This window comes from Afifella marina DSM 2698 (assembly GCF_900102695.1).
GTDB lineage: Bacteria > Pseudomonadota > Alphaproteobacteria > Rhizobiales > Afifellaceae > Afifella > Afifella marina.
Genome location: NZ_FMVW01000001.1, coordinates 927,830 through 947,817, shown reverse-complemented (window position 1 = coordinate 947,817; position 19,988 = coordinate 927,830). Strand labels below are relative to the sequence as shown.

The window sequence follows — 19,988 nt, the reverse complement described above, 5'->3', positions numbered from 1 at the left end:
TTGAGTCAAGATCGTGGGGCGAGTCGTGCTTTCTTCAGAAAATGATTCAAGTGCCGCGGCTAGGCCCCATAAGGCACGCAGATATTTTTCACCTGCGTCGCATGGACGAGATAGTGGCGTCCCTGCCCCTCACCGGCATCGCGCCAGTCGATCCGGCGACCGTCGACGGACCAGATTAACTTGAGATTGCCCGCGGCCTCGCGCTCGCAATCGGCAAGTCCGTCCGGGCCTGCGAAATGCCAGCACGCGGCGACATCATCATGCCCGCCAAGTGTTGCCGAAACCTCAAGAGGATCGCCGGCGACGACATTGACGACGCCTGCCGGCACGCCGCTCGCATCAAGCATCTGCGAAAACTCCAGCGCCGCGAGCGGTGCCGCCGCCGAGGGAACGACGACGACACGATTGCCCATGGCGATTGCCGGCGCCACCAGCGAAACGAGCCCTAAGAGCGGAGCCTGCGGCGGGCACAAAATGCCCATCACGCCGACCGGCTCGTGGACGGCGATCGTCACATGGCGCGCCAGCGTGGAATGCACCGCACCGTCAAATTTGTCGGCCCACGCCGCGTAATAGGCGATGCGCGCGGCCGAAAGCGCCACCTCCTCGGCAGCGGCGTCGGCGCTTCCGCCGCTCACGGAGGCGAGACGGGCCGCAAGCTCGCTCGCACGTGTTTCCAGCTTTTCGGCAAGGCGATAGAGCCGCTGCGCCCGCTGATGGCCGCTCATCGTCGCCCAGCCCCCAGCCTTGGCCGCGGCGTCGACAGCGCTGTTGATATCGTTGGTTTTCGCAGTCCCGGACAAATCGCTCTTCGGCAAATCAGCGGGGACGCTCCCTCTCGGCCATGCCGGTTTCAAATAGCCCGCAAACCCTTCGCGGCCGCCATCGCGACCGAAGCCGCTTTCCTTCACACCACCGAAACCGACCGCCGCATCGAAAAGGTTCGTCCCATTCACCCAGACGAGGCTCGCCTGAAGCTTGGTCGCCATATCGAGCGCGAGGCCGACATTCTCCGAGAAGACCGCCGCGGTACGGCCATATCGAGAGTGGTTGGCAAGCTTCAGCGCCTCATCCGGCGTGCGGAAGGTCGTGGAGCAGATGAGCGGACCGGCGATCTCCGCGTCCGCCACGCCCATGGCGGGCGCCACATCGCTCACAAGCGTCGGCGGGAAAAAGCGGCCCTCTCCCGGCATGTCGGCGTCCGCCTGCCAGACATCTGCGCCTTCGGTGCGCGCCGTCTCCACCAGCGTCGTGAGACGCGCAAGATCAGCATCGTCTGCGAGCGGTCCGCAATCGGTCGATGTCTCCAGCGGATCACCGAGTTGCAGCTTCGCCATGCGCCGCTTCAGCTTTGTGTGAAGCCTCTCGGCCACGCCTTCCTGGACGAGGAGCCGTATGCCGGCACAGCAGCTCTGTCCCTCGCTCAGAAAACTCCCGTCGACGAGGCTTTCCACGGCCGCATCGAGATCGGCATCCGCGCAGACGAGGAATGGCGTCGTCGCACCGAGGTCGAGGGCGAGTTCCTTGCCGGTTCCGGCCAGGGCCTGGCGGATCTCGCGGCCACGCGCCACCGGCCCGACGAAGCCGATCCGCGCGACATCCTCGTGGGCCAGCAGTGCCTCGCCGGCCGCCTCACCGCCCGTGACGATGTTGACGACGCCGCCCGGCAACCCGGCCTCCGCCACGACCTCGGCAAAGGCGAGCGCGGAGAGCGGCGCACACTCAGACGGGACAACGACAACACTGTTGCCGGCGGCGAGTGCCGAGGCGATTTTCCCAGCAAGCGTCGCGAGCCCGCCGGCACGGCTGCTGATCTCGGCACACACGCCGAGAGGACGGTCACCGGCAAACTCACTATCGACGAGCTCCGCCCATCCTGCAGCATAATCGAAATGCTGGATCGCGAGCGGCAGATCGATATCGCGGCCGTCGCGGAGCGGACGTCCCGTCTCGATCGCGATGAGCACGGCGAAGAAGCCCGCCCGCTTCTCAAGACGACGCGCCAGCGCATGGAGATGGCGGGCGCGCCGATGGCCAGGCAGCCCCGACCAGGCCTCGAAGGCGGTTTTGGCCGCGCCGACCGCCGCTGCGATCTCCGTCGCTCCTCCGGCCTCGACCCGCGCCAAAACCTCGCCCGTCGCAGGATTGCTCACGACCAGGCACTCGCGATCCGCGGATGCGGAGAAGCCGCCATCGATAAACGACCCAAACGCGCCATCGTGGCGAGCGAGCCAGTCGCGCGCGGCCGCGTCGCTCTCGCGTGCCAGGCCGTAATCCATCGTCTCCAGGATGTCGGTCACCGCTGCCATCCTCGTCTCCTCATCCCACCGCGTGGCGCATCGCAGACGAAGGGCGCCCGGTGAGGAATTGTTCGATGTGCCGTTCGATGTCGCCCAGAAGTGAGCTCGCGCCGATGCGGAAGAGATCACGCTCCAACCAGTCCCGGCCGAGTTCTTCCTTCATCAGGATCTGCCAGGCGAGCGCATCCTTCGCCGTCTTCAGCCCGCCCGCCGGCTTGAAGCCGATCTTCACCCCCGTGCGCTCCAGGTAATCGCGGATTGCACGCACCATGACGAGCGAGACCGGCAGGGTGGCGTTCACGTCCTCCTTGCCGGTCGAGGTTTTGATGAAATCGGCGCCGGCCATCATCGCCACCATGGACGCACTGTAGACATTCTGAAACGTCTTCAGATCGCCGGTCGCCAGGATCGCCTTCATATGGGCAGCGCCGGAGGCCTCGCGCATCGCCGCCACCTCGTCGTAGAGCGCCTGCCAATCCTGCGCGAAGACGTGGGCGCGGGTGATCACGATATCGATCTCGCTCGCCCCCTGTGAAACGGCATAGCGGATTTCCTCAAGCCTGAGCGGCAGCGGCATCAGCCCGGCAGGAAAGCCCGTGGCGACGGAAGCGACGGGAATGCCGGAGCCGTCCAACGCCTTCACGGCCGGCCCGACCATGGTCGGGTAAACGCAGACGGCAGCAACCTTCGGCATTTCGGCAAGCCCGAGCGCCTCGACGAGATCGGTGCGGAGCGGTCGCCGTGCCTTGGCACAGAGCCGCCGTACCCGCGCCGGCGTGTCGTCGCCCGCCAAAGTGGTGAGATCGATCGACATCAGCGCCTTCAAAAGCCATGCCGCCTGCCATTGCTTTTTCAGACCGCGACGCGTCGCCAGGGTCCCGGCTCGCCTCTCCACGGCCGAGGCATTGATGCGCATCTCCTCGAACCAGTCGGTCTTAAGCGGCATGCCCGGATTGCGCCCGTGGTCTTGCGACGACGTGCTCTCCTCAGCGCCGTCCGCTGCGGGCACCCGCCCGATGGCGAAAGGGGCGCCGAACGGAAAGACGCGCTCTTCAGACATTTCTCGCTCCCGGTTTTCGCAGGCACAGCCGCGTTACGTGCCCACATAAGGCGGATCGGAGCTGCGCCGAGCCCTTTTCGGACCTCGCCAGCTTTGACCGCACTCGGACGACCTTAGCGGCGCGTATAGCTGACGGGAACGGTAAAGGTCATGGAGCTGCGCCCGAACTCGCGCGGGATGCGCGGGAAGGGCGAGGCACGAGTGACCATGGCCACGGCCGCCTGATCGAGCGCGGCATCGCCCGAAGAACCCGTGAGGCGCACGCCTCCGGCCGCACCCGAGGCGGAAATGGTGAAGCGCACGGTCACTGTGCCGTTGCTGCGTCCGCCGGAAGGATAACGCTTGTAGCGCGCCAGATGGGCGTAGATGCGGCTGTTGTAGGTCGCCACGGCGCGTCGGCTCGGCCCCTGCGCCTGGCTGCCGCCGCCACCGGCGCGGGCCCCGCCACTCGGCGCTGGACGGCTGCGAGCGGCGTCCCGGCGCGCCGCCTCCTGCGCCTCCTCGCGGCGACGGGCTGCCGCCTCGGCGCGCTCACGTTCACGCCGTTCGGCGGCTTCGCGCTCGGCCTGCTTTTCGGCGCGATAGGCTTCCAGTACCTCCTGCGGCACGGCGTCGGGTCGCGCCTGCGGCATCGCCACCTCGGGCTCCGGCGACAGCGCAGACATCTCCGTCACCTCCTCGACCGGCTGCAGCACCTCTTCGACCGGCTCCACTTCCTCCGCCGGGCGCGCCTCTGCGACCTCATCGGGCTCGCTTGGCAAAACCTGTTCTGGAGGCACCTGTTCCACGGTCTCCGGCGCGGGCGGCTCGGCCGTTTCCTCGTCTTGAGACGGCGGCACCTCTTCCGGCACGACCTCCTCCAGCGTTTCCGGCGCAACGGCTTCGACGACCTCTGTCTCCTCCACCGGATCGAGCGGCTCGCCCGTTTCGACAACGTCGCTCGGGCTTTCCGCGTCGTTGGCGCTCACATCGCTCATCATCTGGAAGAAGTCCGCCTCGGCGATGCCGGCGACGGCTTCGGGCTGGCCGGCGCCGCCATCGAGCGCGGATTCTGGCGAAGCCATAAACGTGACCAGAACCGCCGCATGCAGTGCGACGGCGACAACAGCCGCGACGATCCAGGCCACCCGGTCCTTCGTCACCGTGCGCTCCCTCGCACCGTCATCAGTTCGACCTTCGCAAGTCCCGCGGCGGTCAGATCATCGAAGACAGGCTTCAATCGCTCCATGGTCACGCCGCGATCGAGCACGAGTGGAATTTTGCCGGCACCGGGCTCAGCGGCCGCAAGACGCCGGCGCAGGGCTTCGCCCGTCAGCTGCTCGCCGTCGAAATAGGTGAGACCCTCCGCATCGACATAGACGGCATTGGCCGGGATCGATGGCGCCGGCTCGGCACCCGCCCTCACGTAGTCCACCGGAGCGGAGGGAGCCGGCATCAGCGTCCCGGCGAGCAGGAAGAAGATCAGAAGCAGAAAGACGACATTGATGAGCGGGACGAGGTCATCGCCCGGCGCGGATTTGCGTGGTTGGGTGAGCCGCATCGCCGCCCCGCTCAGTGCACCAGAAGGACCGGGCCGATCGCCGCCCGGCGCGCCGCATCGACGGCCGAAACGATGTCCTGCGCGACGGCACCGGAAGAGGCACGCACGATCACCCGGGCTTCGTCGTCACCGCCCTTGTCCTTCAGCCGCCCACCGAGTGCTGCAAGCTCCACCGGCGCCCCATCGACGGCATAAAAGCCGTCTTCGCGGACCGAGATCAGAACATTGCGCATCGGCGCCGCCTGGCGCGACGAGGCGCCCGTCTCACGCGCTAGGGTGACATCGACCGAGCCGAAGCGCGCAAAAGTCGAGGCCAGCATGAAAAACAGGAGCAGCAGAAAGACGACGTCGATCAACGGCGTCATGCTCATGGCACGGTGGCGGGGCGCCCTGGCGCTAATGCGCATGAGCGGGCTCCGTCAGATGCGCAGAGAGTGCCTCTTCCTCACCCGCCCGTTCGCCCAGATGAAGACGCGCCTCGGCCGTCGTCAGTACGGAGGTGGCGAGGTTCTCGATTGCCTGCCGTTCCTGGTCGATACGTCCTTCGAACCAATGGAGGGCGAGGTTGCACGGAATGGCGACGGCAAGGCCGACCGCCGTCGTCAGAAGCGCCACCCAAATGCCGCCGGCGAGCATCGCTGGATCGACATTGGAACCCGCCACCTGCAGCGTCTGAAAGGCCTCGATCATACCGAGAATGGTGCCGAAGAGACCGAGAAGCGGCGCCACCTGCGCGATCGCCTCAAGCCCGCGCAGATGCCGGCGCAGACGGTAGAGCTCCTCGTTCGCCACCCTCTCCACCTCTTCGCGGAGGACGGAGGGCGCAACCCGCTTCATGGAGAGCGCCATCGCTGTTGCGACCACCGTCGCCGTCGGTCCCTTGAGGTCCCGCACCTTGGCGAGCGCCTCGCGCCGCTCGCCCTGCCGCCAGTCGCGCACGGCACCGGCGACACGGCCGCGCCGGCCGCCGGCCAACGGCAGAATGTCGAAGAGCTTACGAATGATGATGGCGAGCGCCACGATCGACAGGACAACCAGGATCGCCACCACCGGCCCGCCGAGATCGAGGAGCCCGAGCGCGCGGTCGAAATCGAGGCCTAAGAAATGATGGCTGCCGGCGGCCGTCATGTCCGGCGTTAGAGCGTTATCAGCTGCGCCCATCGGCGCCGCCGCTGTCCCAGGATCGGCGCCGAACGCATCGGGCCCCGTGCCATCCGGGGCTCCGGACGGCGCGGCCGCATCTGGCGCCGGCATATCCGGAGAGGCAGTTTCAGGAGTGGATACCGCCCCGTCGGCGCCTGGGGCGTCAGCTGGAGGTGTGGCCCCATCCATCGAGGGCGTCGCATCGGACGGCGCCGTTGCACCGGGCGAGGCAGCGTCCGGGGTCGCTTGAGCGAGGCGCATCGGGGCTTCGAAATCTGCGGGATTCGTCATCGCATTCACTGTGTTGCCTCCGCCCCATCCGTGGCGGTCTTGCCTTGATCGGAAACAGTCAGGATCAATGCGGCATCGGTGCGGCTCGACGGCGCCAGCTTGGCAAGGCAGGTGGCCGGTCCGAGCCCCTCCCCCTTGCAGCCGACCACGTCGTTGATCAGCACCGAACCGACATCGCTGCATTGCGTATCGGCGAGATCATATTGCGAGACGCGGATCTTGCCGGGGATGAGCGGCTGCGATTTCAGGACAAGAAAGCGCATGGCGCCCCCGTCCGGATCGAAGAGCACGGTTTCCAGTTCGAGCTGGTCGATCGTCACGTCGAGGCGGTTGGTGAAGACGAGCGACAGGCGGCAGGTCGCGTCCATCTGCTGCAACCGGTTGAGCTCGACCCCGATCTTGCCGTCGGCGGCGGAAGCCGAACCGGCGAGCCCGAAAGAGATGAGAGCCGCACCCAGCACAACCCTCGTTCCCGACCATGTGGTTTTCGACACCGGCAATTCTCCAAGAACGTCTCGCACGCCGATCGAGGCTCGGCCCCGACCGCTGACCTCACGCGCTACATAAGTTGACTATAAAGGTCAACAATTTGCGACATGACCTTTCGGCCCGGCAGGGATCGCTCATCCAAAGATGCTCGCAAACAGGCAGTCGCGTGCTTCGCAACGCCCGGTCCCTTTCGCCCGCGCGCCCAAAGCCGAATCCCTGCCGAGACTTAAAAGACGCGGCTCAGGATTCGATTCATGGGCTTCACACGCCGATTCAGATCCTTCAAGCGTCCTGTGAAGCAATCTCCCGTCTCGGCCGACGCTTGTGGCCTTTGAGTGCCACATAGATCGCCGGAATGACGAGAACGGTGAGCGCCGTCGAGGAGGCGAGGCCGAAGAGAAGCGAGATCGCCAGCCCCTGGAAGATCGGATCGGCGAGGATCACGGCGGCCCCGATCATGGCGGCGAGCGCCGTCAGAAGGATCGGCTTGAAGCGGATCGCGCCGGCCTCCAGGAGCACGTCGAGAAGCGGCCGTTCGGGGTCTGCCGCCTGCGCGTGTCGGATGAAGTCCGCGAGCAGGATCGAGTTTCTGACGATGATGCCGGCGAGTGCGATGAAGCCGATCATCGAGGTCGCCGTGAAGGGCGCATGAAAGAGCCAGTGGCCGAGCATAATGCCGATGAAGGTCAACGGGATCGGCGTCAGGATGACGAGCGGCAGCTTGAAGGATCCGAACTGCGCCACGACCAGGATGTAGATGCCCAGAATGGCGACGCCGAAAGCTGCGCCCATGTCGCGGAAGGTCACCCAGGTCACCTCCCATTCGCCGTCCCATAGAAGCGTCGGATGGGCTTCGTCCTGCGGCTGACCATGCAGCTTGACCGTCGGCTTCGGCAGATCACCCCAATCGGTCTCGTCGATCTTCTTGTCGACGGCGAGCATGCCGTAGATCGGGGCTTCATATTCGCCGGCAAGCTCCGCCTGCACCATCACCGCCGCGCGGCCATTGTGGCGGAAGATCGGATAGGAGGCCTGCTCCTCGGTGACGTTGACCACATCGCCGAGTTCCACGATCGAGCGGTTGCCAGGGAGCGCATCGGCGGCCACCGGCGTCGACAGGGCGCGTTCATCGAGCACCTTGTCGCCCTTCGACAGGCGCATGACAATCGGGATCGGATGCCGCCCGCCGCCGCGATGCGAATAGCCGAGCGTGGAGCCCGAATAGAGCGCGCTAATCGTGTCGTACACGTCGCCCTGCTCCACCCGGTAATATTCCAGATTGTCCTGATCGATGGCGATGCGGCTGCGCTCGGCCGGAGTGCCGAAGCTGTCGTCGACATCGACGATGAAGGGCACGTCCTCGAAAATCTGGCGGACTTTTCGTGCCACCGCACGACGGGTCTCGCCGTCCGGCCCGTAGATCTCGGCGAGAAGCGTGGACAGGACCGGAGGCCCGGGTGGCGGCTCGACGACTTTGAGCACAGTGCCTTGCGGCAGATCGAGACCGACAAGGGCCTCGCGCATGGCAAGCGCGATATCGTGGCTCGAACGGTCACGCTCATCCTTGCCAAGGAGATTGACCTCCACGTCGCCCTGCTCGGGATTGGCGCGGATATAATAATGGCGCACGAGCCCGTTGAAATTGAAGGGGGCAGCCGTCCCCGCATAGGTCTGAAAGGAAACCACCTCCGGAATATCGGCAAGCCTCGTGACGATCTCCAGCAGCGCCCGATCGGTCGCCTCGACGGACGATCCTTCCGGCAGATCGACGACGACCTGAAGCTCGGTCTTGTTGTCGAACGGCAGGAGCTTCACCGTCACATGCTTCGTATAGAAGAGCGACAGCGAGGCGAGCGTGGCGATGCCGACGACAATCAGGAAGACCCAAGCGCCCGCGCGGGTCACCAGGATCGGCCGCGCCACGGCGATATAGAAGCGGCCGAGAAGACCGATCTGATGGCCGGCATGTGCGCTGGCCGCGCCCTCGTCGCGGCGCCCGAGCTTCATCATCAGCCAGGGTGTCAGCGTCACCGCGACGAAGAACGAGAAGAGCATGGCACCCGACGCATTCGCCGGGATTGGGCTCATATAGGGTCCCATCATGCCGGACACGAAGAGCATCGGCAGAAGGGCTGCCACCACCGTCAAGGTCGCCACGATCGTCGGATTGCCGACCTCCGCCACCGCTTCGATCGCGGCCTGACGTTTCGACCGGCCGTCGCGCATCGCCCAGTGGCGGGCGATGTTCTCGATGACGACGATCGCGTCGTCGACCAGGATGCCGATGGAAAAAATCAGCGCGAAGAGACTGACGCGGTTGAGCGTGTAACCCATCAGGCGAGAGGCGAAGAGCGTCAAAAGGATGGTCGTCGGGATGACGACCGCGACCACCATCGCCTCGCGCCAGCCGATCGCGATCGCCACCAGAACGACGATCGAAATCGTCGCCAGGCCCAGATGGAAGAGAAGCTCGTTCGCCTTCTCGTTCGCCGTCTCCCCGTAATTGCGGGTGATCGTCATGGCGATATCTTCGGGGAAGATTTCGCCCTTCACCTGATGCAGACGATGGACGATCTCATCGGCGATGACGACGGCATTCGTGCCGTGGCGCTTGGCAATCGCGAGCGACACGGCCGGCACGCGCGTCAGACCGGCATCGGTCTTGGCAATATTGGCGACACGCGTCTCGTTCGGATCGGTCGCGAGCGTGATGTCGGCGACGTCGCGCACATAGACGGGGCGGCCGTCGCGCGCCGTCAGAAGCAGATTGCCGATCTCCGGCAATGTCTGCAGCGTCTGGCCGCCGACGACAACGCGCTGCCCGCCATCGGCACGCACGGTTCCGGCCTCGAAGGAACGGTTGGCACCTTGAAGCTTGCCGGAAAGCTGTTCCAGCGTGATGCCGTAAAGCGAGAGTTTTTCGGGATCCGGCTCGATGCGGATCTCTTCCGGCTGTTCGCCGACGATATAGGTCAGGCCGATATCGGGAAGCTTGGCGATCTCCACCTGCAATTCGCGCGCGATGCGGGTCAGGTCGTTCTCCGACCAGCGCCCGGCCGCATCGGGCTCGGGCGAGAGCGTGACGACGACGATCGCCACATCGTCGATGCCGCGGCCGACGATCAAAGGTTCGGGGATCCCGGTCGGGATCTCGTCCATATTGGCCCGGATTTTTTCGTGAACACGCAGGATGGCCGCATCCGAAGACGTGCCGACTTCAAAACGCGCCGTCACCATGGCGGCGTCGTCACCGGTCTGCGAATAGACGTGTTCGACACCGTCGATGCTTTTGACGATCGTCTCCAAGGGCTCCGTCACGAGCTTGACGGCGTCTTCAGCCTTCAGCCCGTCGGCCCGCACATGGATGTCGACCATCGGCACGGAAATCTGCGGTTCCTCTTCGCGCGGCAGGGTGACGAGGGCCACCAGGCCGAGCGCGAAGGAAGCGAGCAGCAGAAGCGGTGTGAGCGGCGATGAAATGAAGGATTTCGTCAGGCCGCCGGCAAGGCCGAGCTTCATGGCAGGACCACCCGGTCGCCCGCTTCGAGGCCGCTCAGGATTTCGACCGTTTCGGCGTTCGCGTCTGGGGCGCTCGTATCGGCGGCCTCATCTTTCGCCTGCGGCGCAAAACGCCGGCCGAGAACCACGGCGACCTCGACGGGCCCCTCTTTCGTCTGAAGCGTGACGTAATCGATCCCGTGACGGGTCGTCACCGCCTGGCGCGGCACGGTGAGAACCTCCCGCGTCGCCACCGGAATCCAGACGAGCGTACGCTCGCCGACGAAATAATTGCCGAGGCCGTCAACCTCGACATCGGCCTTCACCTTGCCGTCCTCGATCTCCGGATAGACTTTCACGAGACGGCCGATGCGCGGCTCGATTTTCCGGGCCGCCCCGTCGGCGCTCAACACCCGATCGCCGACCTTGACCGTGTCGCCCTCGGAGATCTCCGCCGCGTGGCGTTCGGGCAACGACAACCTCAGGAAATAGCCGCCGCCGGCGACGGTCGCGATCTGATCGCCGGCCATGACGACGGAACCCGGCGTCACCGGCACGTCGAGCACGCGCCCCGAGGCGGGAGCAAGCACTTCGCCTTCGCGGGCATTCTGTTCGATGACGGCGCGTTCAGCCTCGGCCGCCGCGAGCTGGTTGGTATAGACCTGGACCTGGGTCGACGCCTCATCGAGACGCGATTGCGAAACGGCACCGGTGGTGCGCAATTGTTGGGCGCGCTCCAGATCCGTATTGGCGTTGGCAAGCTGCGAGCGCAGGACTTCGATCTTCGCGTCGGCCGCCCTCTTCTGGATCGGGATCTTGTCGTCGATGATGACGGCGATGACCTCGCCCTTCTCGACCTCACTCCCTTCGTCGACGGAGATCTTCTCGATCGTTCCACCGATGCGTGCCCGCGCCGCGACGACATCGCGGCTCTTGACCTGGCCGAACACGGCCTTGGTCTCCGGCACGATACGCGGAGCCAGCTTCATTTCGGCAGCGGCCGCAGCTGAGGCCGCCATGGGCAGGGCAATCAGAGCGAGGACGATCGCGGCAAAGGCTTTCGCAGCAGCAGAACTCTGCCGGGCAACATTCAGCATGACGGTCTCAGAGAGGGAGGGTTAAAGCCGCCGGCTTGAGCCGGCGGCAGGATTGAATAAGGCTTATGAGAAAGCGACGCCCGGCTGCATGCCCATCTTCTTGAAGATGAAGGCGGCCGGGCAGAAGCCCGTAAAGGATGCCTGCAGCAGGTTGAGGCCGATGAACGCCGTCAGAAGGTACCAGTACGGCGAGGCCGCATAGCCCAGAAGCAGCGACAAAAGGATCACGCAGCCAGCAAAGGCGAGAACGGCACGGTCGACTGTCATTTCACTTTCTCCTTCGTTGGGCCGCTGATCTATTCAGCGGCCTCCATGTGGATTTCTTTGAGTTTCTTGATGCCAAGAGCATCGAGCACGACGTTTTCGAGGAAGCTCGCGCTCTGCCCCTGGCGGATCTTGCGCAGGAAGTAGCGCTCGAAGCCGATCTTCGCGGCGTGCACCCACCGCCCCTGCGAAGACCAATTGACATTGCGCGGCGGGATCTGGGGTTGAGCGATGAAGGCGATGCCGTCATCGCCGAAATCGGCAAGGCAGACGGCATTCCAGGAGGCAATGGCATGCGGCTCCTGACCTTTCAGGAGGGCGGAAATGTTCTCCGCCGTCGCCGTCACCATGGATTCGATCATGAAGCCGGTCTTGGGCACGCCCACCGGCAACGCCGTCTTGCTGACGGGCGGGATCGCCACGCACACACCGATCGCAAAGACATTCGGATAGGTCTCGTTGCGCTGGTGGCGGTCGATGGTGATGAAGCCGCGCGGATTGGTGAGGCCTTCGATGCCGTAGACAGCGGGCACGCCGCGGAAGGCCGGCAGCATCATGGAAAAGGTGAAGGGCAGCTCGTGCGTCGCCTTCATGGTGCCGTCGTCGTGGAGTTCCTCCACGACCATCGTGCCACCTTCCGCCTTCACCGTGCGCGCATTGGTGATCCACTTGATGTGGTGCTCACGCAGCGCGCTCTCCAGAAGGCCCTTGGTGTCGCCGACGCCATCAAGGCCGAGATGGCCGATATAGGGTTCCGGCGTGACGAAGGTCATCAGCACCTGGTCGCGCTTCTTGGCGCGGCGGAGCGCCGTGTCGAGCACGAAGGCGAATTCGTAAGCCGGACCGAAACAGGAGGCGCCCTGGACGGCCCCGACGACGACCGGGCCCGGCTTCTTCACCAATTCGTCGAAGGCCGCCTTCGCCTGGACGGCATGTTCGATCTGGCAGATCGATTGGGTCCCCGCCTCAGGCCCCATTCCTTCGATTTCGTCGAAGGCGAGATCCGGGCCGGTGGCGATGATGAGGTAATCGTAATCGAGGAACGTCCCGTCGTTGAGCTCGACACGGTTTTCTTGCGGGTGGACGCGGCGCGCACCTTCCGGCCGAAAACCGATCCCTTTGCGCGCCAGAACCGGCCCCACCTCCACCGTGATCTCGGACGGCTGCCGCCAGCCGACGGCCACCCACGGATTGGACGGCACGAAGGAATATGTGCCGCCGAGATGCACGACGGTCAGTTCGTCTTCCCGATTGAGCTTTGCCCTCATCTCGTAGGCCATCACGATGCCGCCGAGGCCGGCTCCCATCACCACAATCTTCGCCATTAAACCCTCCCTCTCCGGCCCTGCGGCCTGTGCTCCCTCGCAGGCGGCAAAGCCCTGAAGGCCACCGCCACCGGCCGCCAAGCGGTCCGGTGCGAGGTGAGACGGCTCCCGATTTTTCGGTGTCATCCGCCCCATCTGTCTTGCGTTTAACATTCAAACATTCTAATTTCAAGATGATGAATGTAAACGACATGATCCCAGCATCAGAGCGCGCAGCCGACCTCATGCGCAGCCTCTCGCATCCGCAGAGGTTGCTCGTTCTGTGTGCGTTGGGGCGGGAAGAAAAATCGGTCAGCCAGCTGCGCAAAGAGCTCGGCGGCATCGACCAAGTGCCTATGTCACAACATCTTATGCGACTGCGGGCGGACGGCCTCGTGCTCTCCAAGCGCAAAGGCACGAACGTCTTTTACCGCATTGCCAGGCCCGAGGTTCTCGTCGTGATCGAGACCCTGCACGGCGCCTATTGCACCCCGCCCGTGTCGGCGGAGGACTAGGCGCGCCCGTCTTCACCGTTTTGTGTTGAAGGCGTGAAAGACCCGCCTGCGATTGACCGCCTGTCGGGCGAAAGTTAGGACGGCCAAGGGTCCCCCACCCCTGCGGCAGCATTCCCCGATGACCATATCCATTCCGTCCGGCGACACGCCCGGCACCCGCCTTGCGACGCGGCTCTCTTTCTTCATCGCCGGCTTCGGCACCGCCTGCTGGGCCCCGCTCGTGCCCTATGTGAAAACGCGCCTTGGCGTCGACGAGGCCGGGCTTGGCCTGCTGCTCTTATGCCTCGGCGTCGGCTCGGTGGTGACCATGCCGGCGGCGGGCGCTTTGTCTGGCCGGATCGGGGCGCGCGCGGTCATTCTCGCCGGCTCGCTCGGGCTTGCCGTCACCCTGCCGCTTCTCGCCGTCGCACCGACGAGTGCGGCAATCGCCGTCGTGCTCTTCGCCTTCGGCGCCTCCATCGGCGCTGTCGATGTCGGCGCCAATGTCCATGCCGTCGAGGTGCAGGAGGCCGCCGGCATTCCCCTCATGTCGAACTTCCACGGGCTTTACAGCGTCGGCGGCCTGATCGGAGCGGCCGGCATGACCGGCGCCTTGTGGATCGGACTTGCTCCCTCCGTCGCAGCTCTCGCCGCCGCTTTCATTCTGGCACTTGCGATCGTCGTCGCCTCTCCGCGGCTTCTGCGTACCCGCGCCGAGGATCAGACGCCCTTGTTCGTGCGCCCGCGCGGCATCGTCCTTCTGATCGGCCTTCTCGCCTTCGTCATGTTTCTGACGGAAGGGGCGATGCTCGATTGGGGTGCCGTCTTTCTTACCGAAAACAAGGATTTTCCGGCCTCGCAGGCGGGGATCGGTTATGCCCTTTTCGCCGGTGCGATGACGATCGGCCGCTTCACCGGCGACCGTTTCACGCGGCTCGTGGGCGCGCGCAGCATGCTGCTTATCGGCGCAACGCTCGCCACGATCGGGCTCCTCAAGATCATTCTGCTGCCGGCGCCTTTGTCTTTGATCGGCTTCCTCTTCGTCGGCCTCGGGGCCGCCAACATCGTGCCGCTGCTCTTCACCCAGGCCGGCCGCCAGAAGGTGATGCCCGCGGGCCTCGCCATCGCCGCCATGTCGATGTTCGGCTATGCGGGCGTGCTTCTCGGACCCGCCCTCGTCGGCTTCGTCGGCAAGGCTTTCGGGCTCCCCATCGCCTTCGGAATGCTCGCCGCAATGGTCACCGTGGTCGCCGCCTGCTCACAACGGGCCACGCAACCGGCTTAAAGAAAGCGCTCGGAGCGGCCCTATCGCACCGGGGTGACGAGGATCTCGCCGACATTGACGTGTTCGGGCTGCGAGACCGCATACATGACCGCGGCCGCCACATCTTCGGCTTTCAAGGCGTCAGGCTTCCTCTCGTCAAAGAAGGGGGTGTCGACCATGCCGGGCTCGATCAAGGTCACGCGCGCACCGGTGCCTTCAAGCTCCTCGCGCAGGTTCTGGCCATAGCCCGTCACCGCCCATTTGGTGGCGCCGTAGACGGATCCGCGCATGGTCATGCGGCCGGCGCGCGAACCGGTGATGAGGATATGGCCGCGGTTCTTCTTGATCTCCGCCAAGGTCACCTTGGCGGTGAGCACAACGCCCAGAACGTTGGTCAAAATCATCTCGCGGAAATTGTCCGGGTCGCCGCCTTCCGTGCCGGAGCCCTTGGAGCCGACGCCCGCATTGGCGAAGACGACGTCTATGCGTCCGAAGGCTTGAAGCGTCTTGTCAACCATCGCCTGTTGGTCTTCCAGGCTGGTGACATCGCAGGAAACCGCAAGCGCCCGCTCCTTGCCGAGCTCGGCGACGAGGCCTTCGAGCTTGTCCTTGGAGCGTGCGGCAAGTGCCACGTTGTAGCCGGCCTCAACCGCCGCGCGCGCCGTCGCTGCGCCGATGCCGGTCGAGGCGCCAGTGATGAGAAAGGTTTTCATGAAAACTCCCGGAGGATGTGAAGTCAGGAAGGGTGCGCGCTCAAAGGCGCGCTTCACCCCAACCTAAGGCGGCAATCGCCGGGGGCGATAGCCAGGGGCGATTGCCGCCTTAGCTTCACCGTGGAGATCTCGCGGGTTCGGGTCGCATGCCGAGCCGACCGATCAAGGCAAGCGCCTCCACCGGAGGTTCAAGCTCCACGCGGCGATATTCACTGCCGTTGCGCGTGCGCCAGACAAGGCCGAGATCGACGAGCGAACGGCGCAAGAGCGCAGGGTCGCCAAAGGCGTGCCGCGCCACCAGGAACGCGTTCACCTCCGCTTCGGTGAGGCTCTCGCCGGCCGGAAAGAGCGACCAGATGAGCCAGAGGCAGAGGTTGCGGTCGCTTTGCCGCTTCGGCCAGCGCACGAGCACGGCATTCTGGTCGAACTGGCGCAGCACGCGCTTCAATCGCCGTTCGTCAGCGGGCGGATTGTCCGCCGCACGATCTATCTCAAGATCATCTGCCGACGGATCTCCAGGCGCCGACTGATCGCCGGACACCTCCGGGCCGAGCATATTCGCCCGCAAGTGTTGAAAGTTGCGATGCCCGGCCGAACGGGCAAGCATATTGAGCAGCTCAAGATGGCTCGGTGGAGCCTCATGATCGGCAAGCTGTCGACGAAGCGACTTCGCAAACGTCGACATATCGCGTGTGGCGAGTGGAATGGGAGTTCTGGACATGACCAACCCTCAAGCGTGCCGTTCCAGAATGGAGGTCGAGGGTCACCGGCTTGCGACGCGGCACGAGGCTTGGTGTCGAGCTTTATTCTCTGACAGGTTTAGCTTCCCTCGCGGGACGGTGACGCCTGGGTGAACTGCGGACCCTCGCCGCTCTATGCTCCAGTCAATTGCACTTTGCAAGAGGCGACCATCGTCCATGCCTGGACCGGACCGCCGACAACTGCCTTACCGGATTGCCTCGACGGACACCTCAAATTCAGGCCGCCCCTGCTTCTCGAAGCCAGTGAGATTGGCGATCGTCGTCTCGGCGATGGCGCTCAAGGCCTCCTCGGTGAAGAACGCCTGGTGGCCGGTGATGAGGACATTCGGGAAGGTGAGAAGCCTTGCGAAGACATCGTCCTGCAGCATGTAGTTTGAGAGATCCTCAAAGAACAGATCGGCCTCTTCTTCATAGACATCGAGACCGAGGGATCCGATCTGACCGCTCTTCAAGCCGTCGATCACGGCGCGCGCATCGACCAGCGCGCCACGGCTGGTATTGATCAGCATGCACCCGGGCTTGAGGGACGCGATGCGATCGGCATCGACGAGATGGCGCGTGTCCGGCGTCAGCGGACAATGCAAGGTGATGATATCGCTTGCCGCAAAGAGCTCGTCCACGGAGACATATTGGGCGCCATCGGCCACGCAGTCGGGGTTCTGCCTCAGATCGTAGGTCAGGACGTGCATGCCAAAACCCTTGAGGATCTTGACCACGGCAGCACCGATGGCGCCGGTGCCGACGACGCCCGCCGTCTTACCTTTCAGATCGAAGCCGAGCAGGCCTTCGAGCGAGAAGTTCCCCTCGCGCACGCGATTATGGGCGCGGCAGAGCTTGCGATTGAGCGCCAGGATGAGGCCGATCGTATATTCGGCGACCGCATGCGGCGAATAGGCGGGCACACGCGCCACCGACATGCCGAGCCGGTGCGCGGCGGCAAGATCGACATTGTTGAAACCCGCGCAGCGCAGGGCGACAAAGCGCACGCCCTCCTCCTTCACCGCGGCGAGCGTCTCCGCATCGGCGCTGTCGTTGACGAAGATGCAGACGGCGTCGGCCCCGCGCGCCAAAGGCGCCGTCTCGCGCGTCAGATGCGGCTCGAAGAAGTGGAGTTCGTGGCCGGACCCCTCGGCGGCTTTCTCGAAGAAGTCTCGATCATAGTTCTTCGTGCTGAAGACGGCGACTTTCATGGCCCTTCACCTCCTCGGGTTCGTCCTGTCGGTGTCGGGCTGCAATTGGGAACGATCGACCGGAATTCCAACCGATGGCTGGTCTGCGCGAATGAAGGGCCGGGCATGCCTGACAGGTAGAGGCCCGGCCTTCGCATCAGTCATCGCTTGCCCGGTATTCCTCCGGGACCGTGAAGACGACGTCGGCGCGGCCGTAGCCACCGTCCGGTACTTCCTCGATCAACACCATCGTATGGGGCCGGGCGGCCTCGCTAAAATACTCGACCAGAAGGTCCGTCGTGCGGTGGATGAGCTCTTCCTTCTGAGCGCGCGTCAGAGCCGCTTGAGGGACTTTGTAATTGGCAAAAGGCATGGTTTTCACCGTTGCGTTTGGATTTCGGGGAAAGGGACTGCGGTATCGCGGCGGAAAAATCGCCACCTAGATCACACCGCCATTGGCGCGGATCACCTGGCCGTTCACCCAGCCGCTGTCAGGCCCGGCGAGGAAGGCGACGACATCGGCGATATCCCGAGGCCGACCGAGCCGGCCGAGCGGGTTCATCCGCGAGATCACCGCGATCTGCTCGTTGCTCTTACCCTTGGTGAAAAGCTCCGTCTCGACGGGGCCCGGAGCCACCGCATTCACGGTGATCGCCCGCTGTCCGAGCTCCTTGGCGAGAATATGGGTCAGCGCTTCCGTCGCCGCCTTGGTCGCCGCGTAGATGCCGTAGCTCGGCTGATAGAGGCCGACGACACTCGACGAGAAGCTGATGATCCGGCCGCCATCGCTGAGCCGCCGGGCGCCTTCCCGCATACCTCTGACGACACCGCCGAGATTGATTGCAATCTGGCGTTCCAATGCTTCGTCGCTGACGTCGGCAAGAGGCGCAAACTCCATGATGCCGGCGTTGTTGACGAGAATATCGACCCCACCGAAGGTTCGTTCAGCGGCATCGAAGAGCAGCGGAACGCCATCGGTGGATGCGACATTCGCCTCGACGGCAAGGGCCTTCCCTCCGGCTCTTTCGATCTCGGCGGCAAGCCTTTCCGCCGGCTCGCGGCTATGGGCGTAGTTCACGATCACGGCCATGCCGTCGGAGGCAAGCCTCTCTACGATCGCGGCGCCGATTCCTCTCGAGGCCCCGGTCACGATCGCAACGCGCTGCTTTTCGTCGGTCATTGCTGTCTCCTTCGCGTCTCATTGCTCAGGAAGGAGATAAGCGTCCCAAAGACAGGAATAATCGCTTCTATCTTGCCATCAGAATTCACCTGTGGCGAACAATAGGCATGGACCGCCTCGACAGCATGCGCCTCTTCGTTCGCGTGGTGGAGCGCGGGAGCTTCACCGCGGCAGCGGCCGATCTGGAACTCCCGCGCTCAACCGCGACCTCCGCCATCAAGCAGCTTGAGGCTGCGCTTGGCACGCGTCTTCTTGAACGCAGCACACGCCATGTCGCGCCGACGCTCGATGGAGAGGATTACTACCGCCGCTGTCTTGCCATTCTGGCGGACATCGAAGAGGCCGAGGGGCTCCTACGCGATGCCAAGCCGCGCGGTGTGCTCCGCATCGATTCCCATCCAAGGCTCACGCGGACCTTCATCCTGCCAGGCCTTCCGGACTTTCTTGCGCGCTATCCGCTGATCGACATTCATCTTGGACAAAGCGACCGACTTGTCGATCTCGTGCGTGAGGGGGTCGATTGCGCCATCCGGGCCGGCGAACTGCCCGACAGCGGTCTGATCGCACGACGCCTCGCCACGATCGACGAGATCACCGTCGCGAGCCCCGGATATCTTGAGCGGCATGGCGTACCGCCCTCCCCCTCTCAGCTCGATGGCCATCTCATGATCGGCTTCGTCTCGTCCCGCACGCGTGAGATTCTGCCGCTCGAATTCATGGTCGACGGCAGGCTGGTTCACAAGGCGCTACCCGCCCGCGTGACCTGCAACAATTCCGATACGATGGCGGAGCTTGCACGCCTCGGCCTCGGTCTGGTTCAAGCGCCTCGCTATCGCTTCGCCGAGGATCTCGCCGCCGGACGGCTCGTCGAGGTGCTGGCGGAGACACCGCCCTCGTCAACGCCGATCTCCGCCCTCTATCCGCACAACCGTCAAATGGCACCGCGCCTGCGCGTCTTTCTCGATTGGGTGAGCGAGGCCTTCGCCAACACTAAAGTCTGAGACGACAGCAGGGATCCTGCACCCAGCTGACAAGCGCGCGGGAAAGGCGAGCCTATTTCTTTTCCAGAAGCAGCGTGCCCGTCTTCTTCAGTCGGCCCTGCACCTTGTCGGCGATCGCCGCCAGGAACCAGGGCAGATCGACCTCGATGCGCACCACCTCTTCGAAGACATCGACGCGGCCGGAAATCTTCTGGCCCATCGTCGCCGCATCGAAATAGAGCCTCTCGCCCTCCCAGCGTTCCTCAAACTGCAAGACGCGGCCGATCCCCATATCGTCGCGCACGCGATCGAAGCCCTTTTCCAAGCGACGTTTGGCCTCTTCGCGGCCGAGCTTATGCGGAATATTGACGGTAACGGGCGTGGACATCTTCTCTCCTCGAAGGAATTTCGTCTGGATGTGGTGGCTCGCGGGATGGAAGA

20 protein-coding genes are annotated in these 19,988 nt (G+C 64.5%); 3 read left to right on the top strand and 17 right to left on the bottom strand.

Annotated elements, in window-relative coordinates; translation table 11 throughout:
- Positions 1-59: 59 nt before the first annotated feature.
- The 11 genes from BLP76_RS04440 to BLP76_RS04395 all read right to left on the bottom strand — a co-directional run bounded on the left by BLP76_RS04440 (position 60) and on the right by BLP76_RS04395 (position 13,007).
- On the bottom strand, positions 60-2,309 hold the full coding sequence (locus tag BLP76_RS04440; protein ID WP_092809880.1) for an aldehyde dehydrogenase family protein: 2,250 nt from the start codon (positions 2,307-2,309) through the stop codon (positions 60-62).
- A 10-nt stretch (positions 2,310-2,319) separates the two neighbouring features.
- Positions 2,320-3,246 carry a deoxyribose-phosphate aldolase gene (gene deoC / locus BLP76_RS04435; protein ID WP_244514434.1) on the bottom strand — a complete coding sequence of 309 codons (927 nt, stop codon included), beginning with the start codon at positions 3,244-3,246 and terminating at the stop codon, positions 2,320-2,322.
- Between the two features lie 227 nt (positions 3,247-3,473).
- A complete protein-coding gene (locus BLP76_RS04430; protein WP_092809878.1) occupies positions 3,474-4,502 on the bottom strand; it encodes an energy transducer TonB family protein in 1,029 nt (342 codons plus the stop codon).
- Complete coding sequence (locus tag BLP76_RS04425) at positions 4,499-4,900, bottom strand: ExbD/TolR family protein (RefSeq protein ID WP_092809877.1); 402 nt, start codon at positions 4,898-4,900, stop codon at positions 4,499-4,501. Before BLP76_RS04425 ends, BLP76_RS04430 begins: the two co-directional genes overlap by 4 nt.
- An 11-nt stretch (positions 4,901-4,911) precedes the next feature.
- Entirely contained in the window at positions 4,912-5,307 is a 396-nt protein-coding gene (locus tag BLP76_RS04420; RefSeq protein ID WP_092809876.1) for an ExbD/TolR family protein, read from the bottom strand.
- Positions 5,297-6,061 carry a MotA/TolQ/ExbB proton channel family protein gene (locus BLP76_RS18740; protein ID WP_170130383.1) on the bottom strand — a complete coding sequence of 255 codons (765 nt, stop codon included), beginning with the start codon at positions 6,059-6,061 and terminating at the stop codon, positions 5,297-5,299. The genes BLP76_RS04420 and BLP76_RS18740 overlap by 11 nt, the downstream gene beginning before the upstream one ends.
- A 278-nt stretch (positions 6,062-6,339) precedes the next feature.
- Positions 6,340-6,828, bottom strand: coding sequence for a hypothetical protein (locus BLP76_RS18735; protein ID WP_170130384.1), 489 nt, complete (start codon positions 6,826-6,828; stop codon positions 6,340-6,342).
- 277 nt (positions 6,829-7,105) lie between these two features.
- Positions 7,106-10,342, bottom strand: coding sequence for an efflux RND transporter permease subunit (locus BLP76_RS04410; RefSeq protein WP_092809874.1), 3,237 nt, complete (start codon positions 10,340-10,342; stop codon positions 7,106-7,108).
- A complete protein-coding gene (locus BLP76_RS04405) occupies positions 10,339-11,418 on the bottom strand; it encodes an efflux RND transporter periplasmic adaptor subunit (RefSeq protein ID WP_092809873.1) in 1,080 nt (359 codons plus the stop codon). The genes BLP76_RS04410 and BLP76_RS04405 overlap by 4 nt, the downstream gene beginning before the upstream one ends.
- Before the next feature lie 63 nt (positions 11,419-11,481).
- Complete coding sequence (locus tag BLP76_RS04400) at positions 11,482-11,685, bottom strand: YgaP family membrane protein (RefSeq protein ID WP_092809872.1); 204 nt, start codon at positions 11,683-11,685, stop codon at positions 11,482-11,484.
- A 29-nt stretch (positions 11,686-11,714) separates the two neighbouring features.
- On the bottom strand, positions 11,715-13,007 hold the full coding sequence (locus BLP76_RS04395; RefSeq protein ID WP_092809871.1) for an NAD(P)/FAD-dependent oxidoreductase: 1,293 nt from the start codon (positions 13,005-13,007) through the stop codon (positions 11,715-11,717).
- Between the two features lie 173 nt (positions 13,008-13,180).
- Between BLP76_RS04395 and BLP76_RS04390 the strand changes: the two genes are divergently transcribed.
- Entirely contained in the window at positions 13,181-13,501 is a 321-nt protein-coding gene (locus BLP76_RS04390; protein WP_338081678.1) for an ArsR/SmtB family transcription factor, read from the top strand.
- Between the two features lie 118 nt (positions 13,502-13,619).
- Complete coding sequence (locus BLP76_RS04385) at positions 13,620-14,765, top strand: MFS transporter (protein WP_092809870.1); 1,146 nt, start codon at positions 13,620-13,622, stop codon at positions 14,763-14,765.
- Positions 14,766-14,785: 20 nt separating this feature from the next.
- On the opposite strand, the gene BLP76_RS04380 is transcribed toward BLP76_RS04385, so the two are convergent.
- The 5 genes from BLP76_RS04380 to BLP76_RS04360 form a co-directional block, all read right to left on the bottom strand.
- Positions 14,786-15,457 carry an SDR family oxidoreductase gene (locus BLP76_RS04380; protein WP_092809868.1) on the bottom strand — a complete coding sequence of 224 codons (672 nt, stop codon included), beginning with the start codon at positions 15,455-15,457 and terminating at the stop codon, positions 14,786-14,788.
- A gap of 115 nt (positions 15,458-15,572) precedes the next feature.
- Positions 15,573-16,178 (bottom strand): DUF2087 domain-containing protein, encoded by a 606-nt coding sequence (locus tag BLP76_RS04375; protein ID WP_092809866.1) that lies wholly within the window; start codon positions 16,176-16,178, stop codon positions 15,573-15,575.
- Between the two features lie 225 nt (positions 16,179-16,403).
- A complete protein-coding gene (locus BLP76_RS04370; RefSeq protein WP_092809864.1) occupies positions 16,404-17,408 on the bottom strand; it encodes a 2-hydroxyacid dehydrogenase in 1,005 nt (334 codons plus the stop codon).
- A gap of 136 nt (positions 17,409-17,544) precedes the next feature.
- Positions 17,545-17,760: a tautomerase family protein gene (locus BLP76_RS04365; protein WP_092809862.1), complete on the bottom strand. Its 216-nt coding sequence runs from the start codon at positions 17,758-17,760 to the stop codon at positions 17,545-17,547.
- Between the two features lie 66 nt (positions 17,761-17,826).
- A complete protein-coding gene (locus BLP76_RS04360; protein WP_092809860.1) occupies positions 17,827-18,567 on the bottom strand; it encodes an SDR family oxidoreductase in 741 nt (246 codons plus the stop codon).
- Between the two features lie 107 nt (positions 18,568-18,674).
- On the opposite strand from BLP76_RS04360, the gene BLP76_RS04355 reads away from it, so the two are divergent.
- Complete coding sequence (locus BLP76_RS04355; protein ID WP_092809858.1) at positions 18,675-19,568, top strand: LysR family transcriptional regulator; 894 nt, start codon at positions 18,675-18,677, stop codon at positions 19,566-19,568.
- A gap of 52 nt (positions 19,569-19,620) precedes the next feature.
- On the opposite strand, the gene BLP76_RS04350 is transcribed toward BLP76_RS04355, so the two are convergent.
- Positions 19,621-19,935 carry a polyhydroxyalkanoic acid system family protein gene (locus BLP76_RS04350; RefSeq protein ID WP_092809856.1) on the bottom strand — a complete coding sequence of 105 codons (315 nt, stop codon included), beginning with the start codon at positions 19,933-19,935 and terminating at the stop codon, positions 19,621-19,623.
- Between the last annotated feature and the right edge of the window lie 53 nt (positions 19,936-19,988).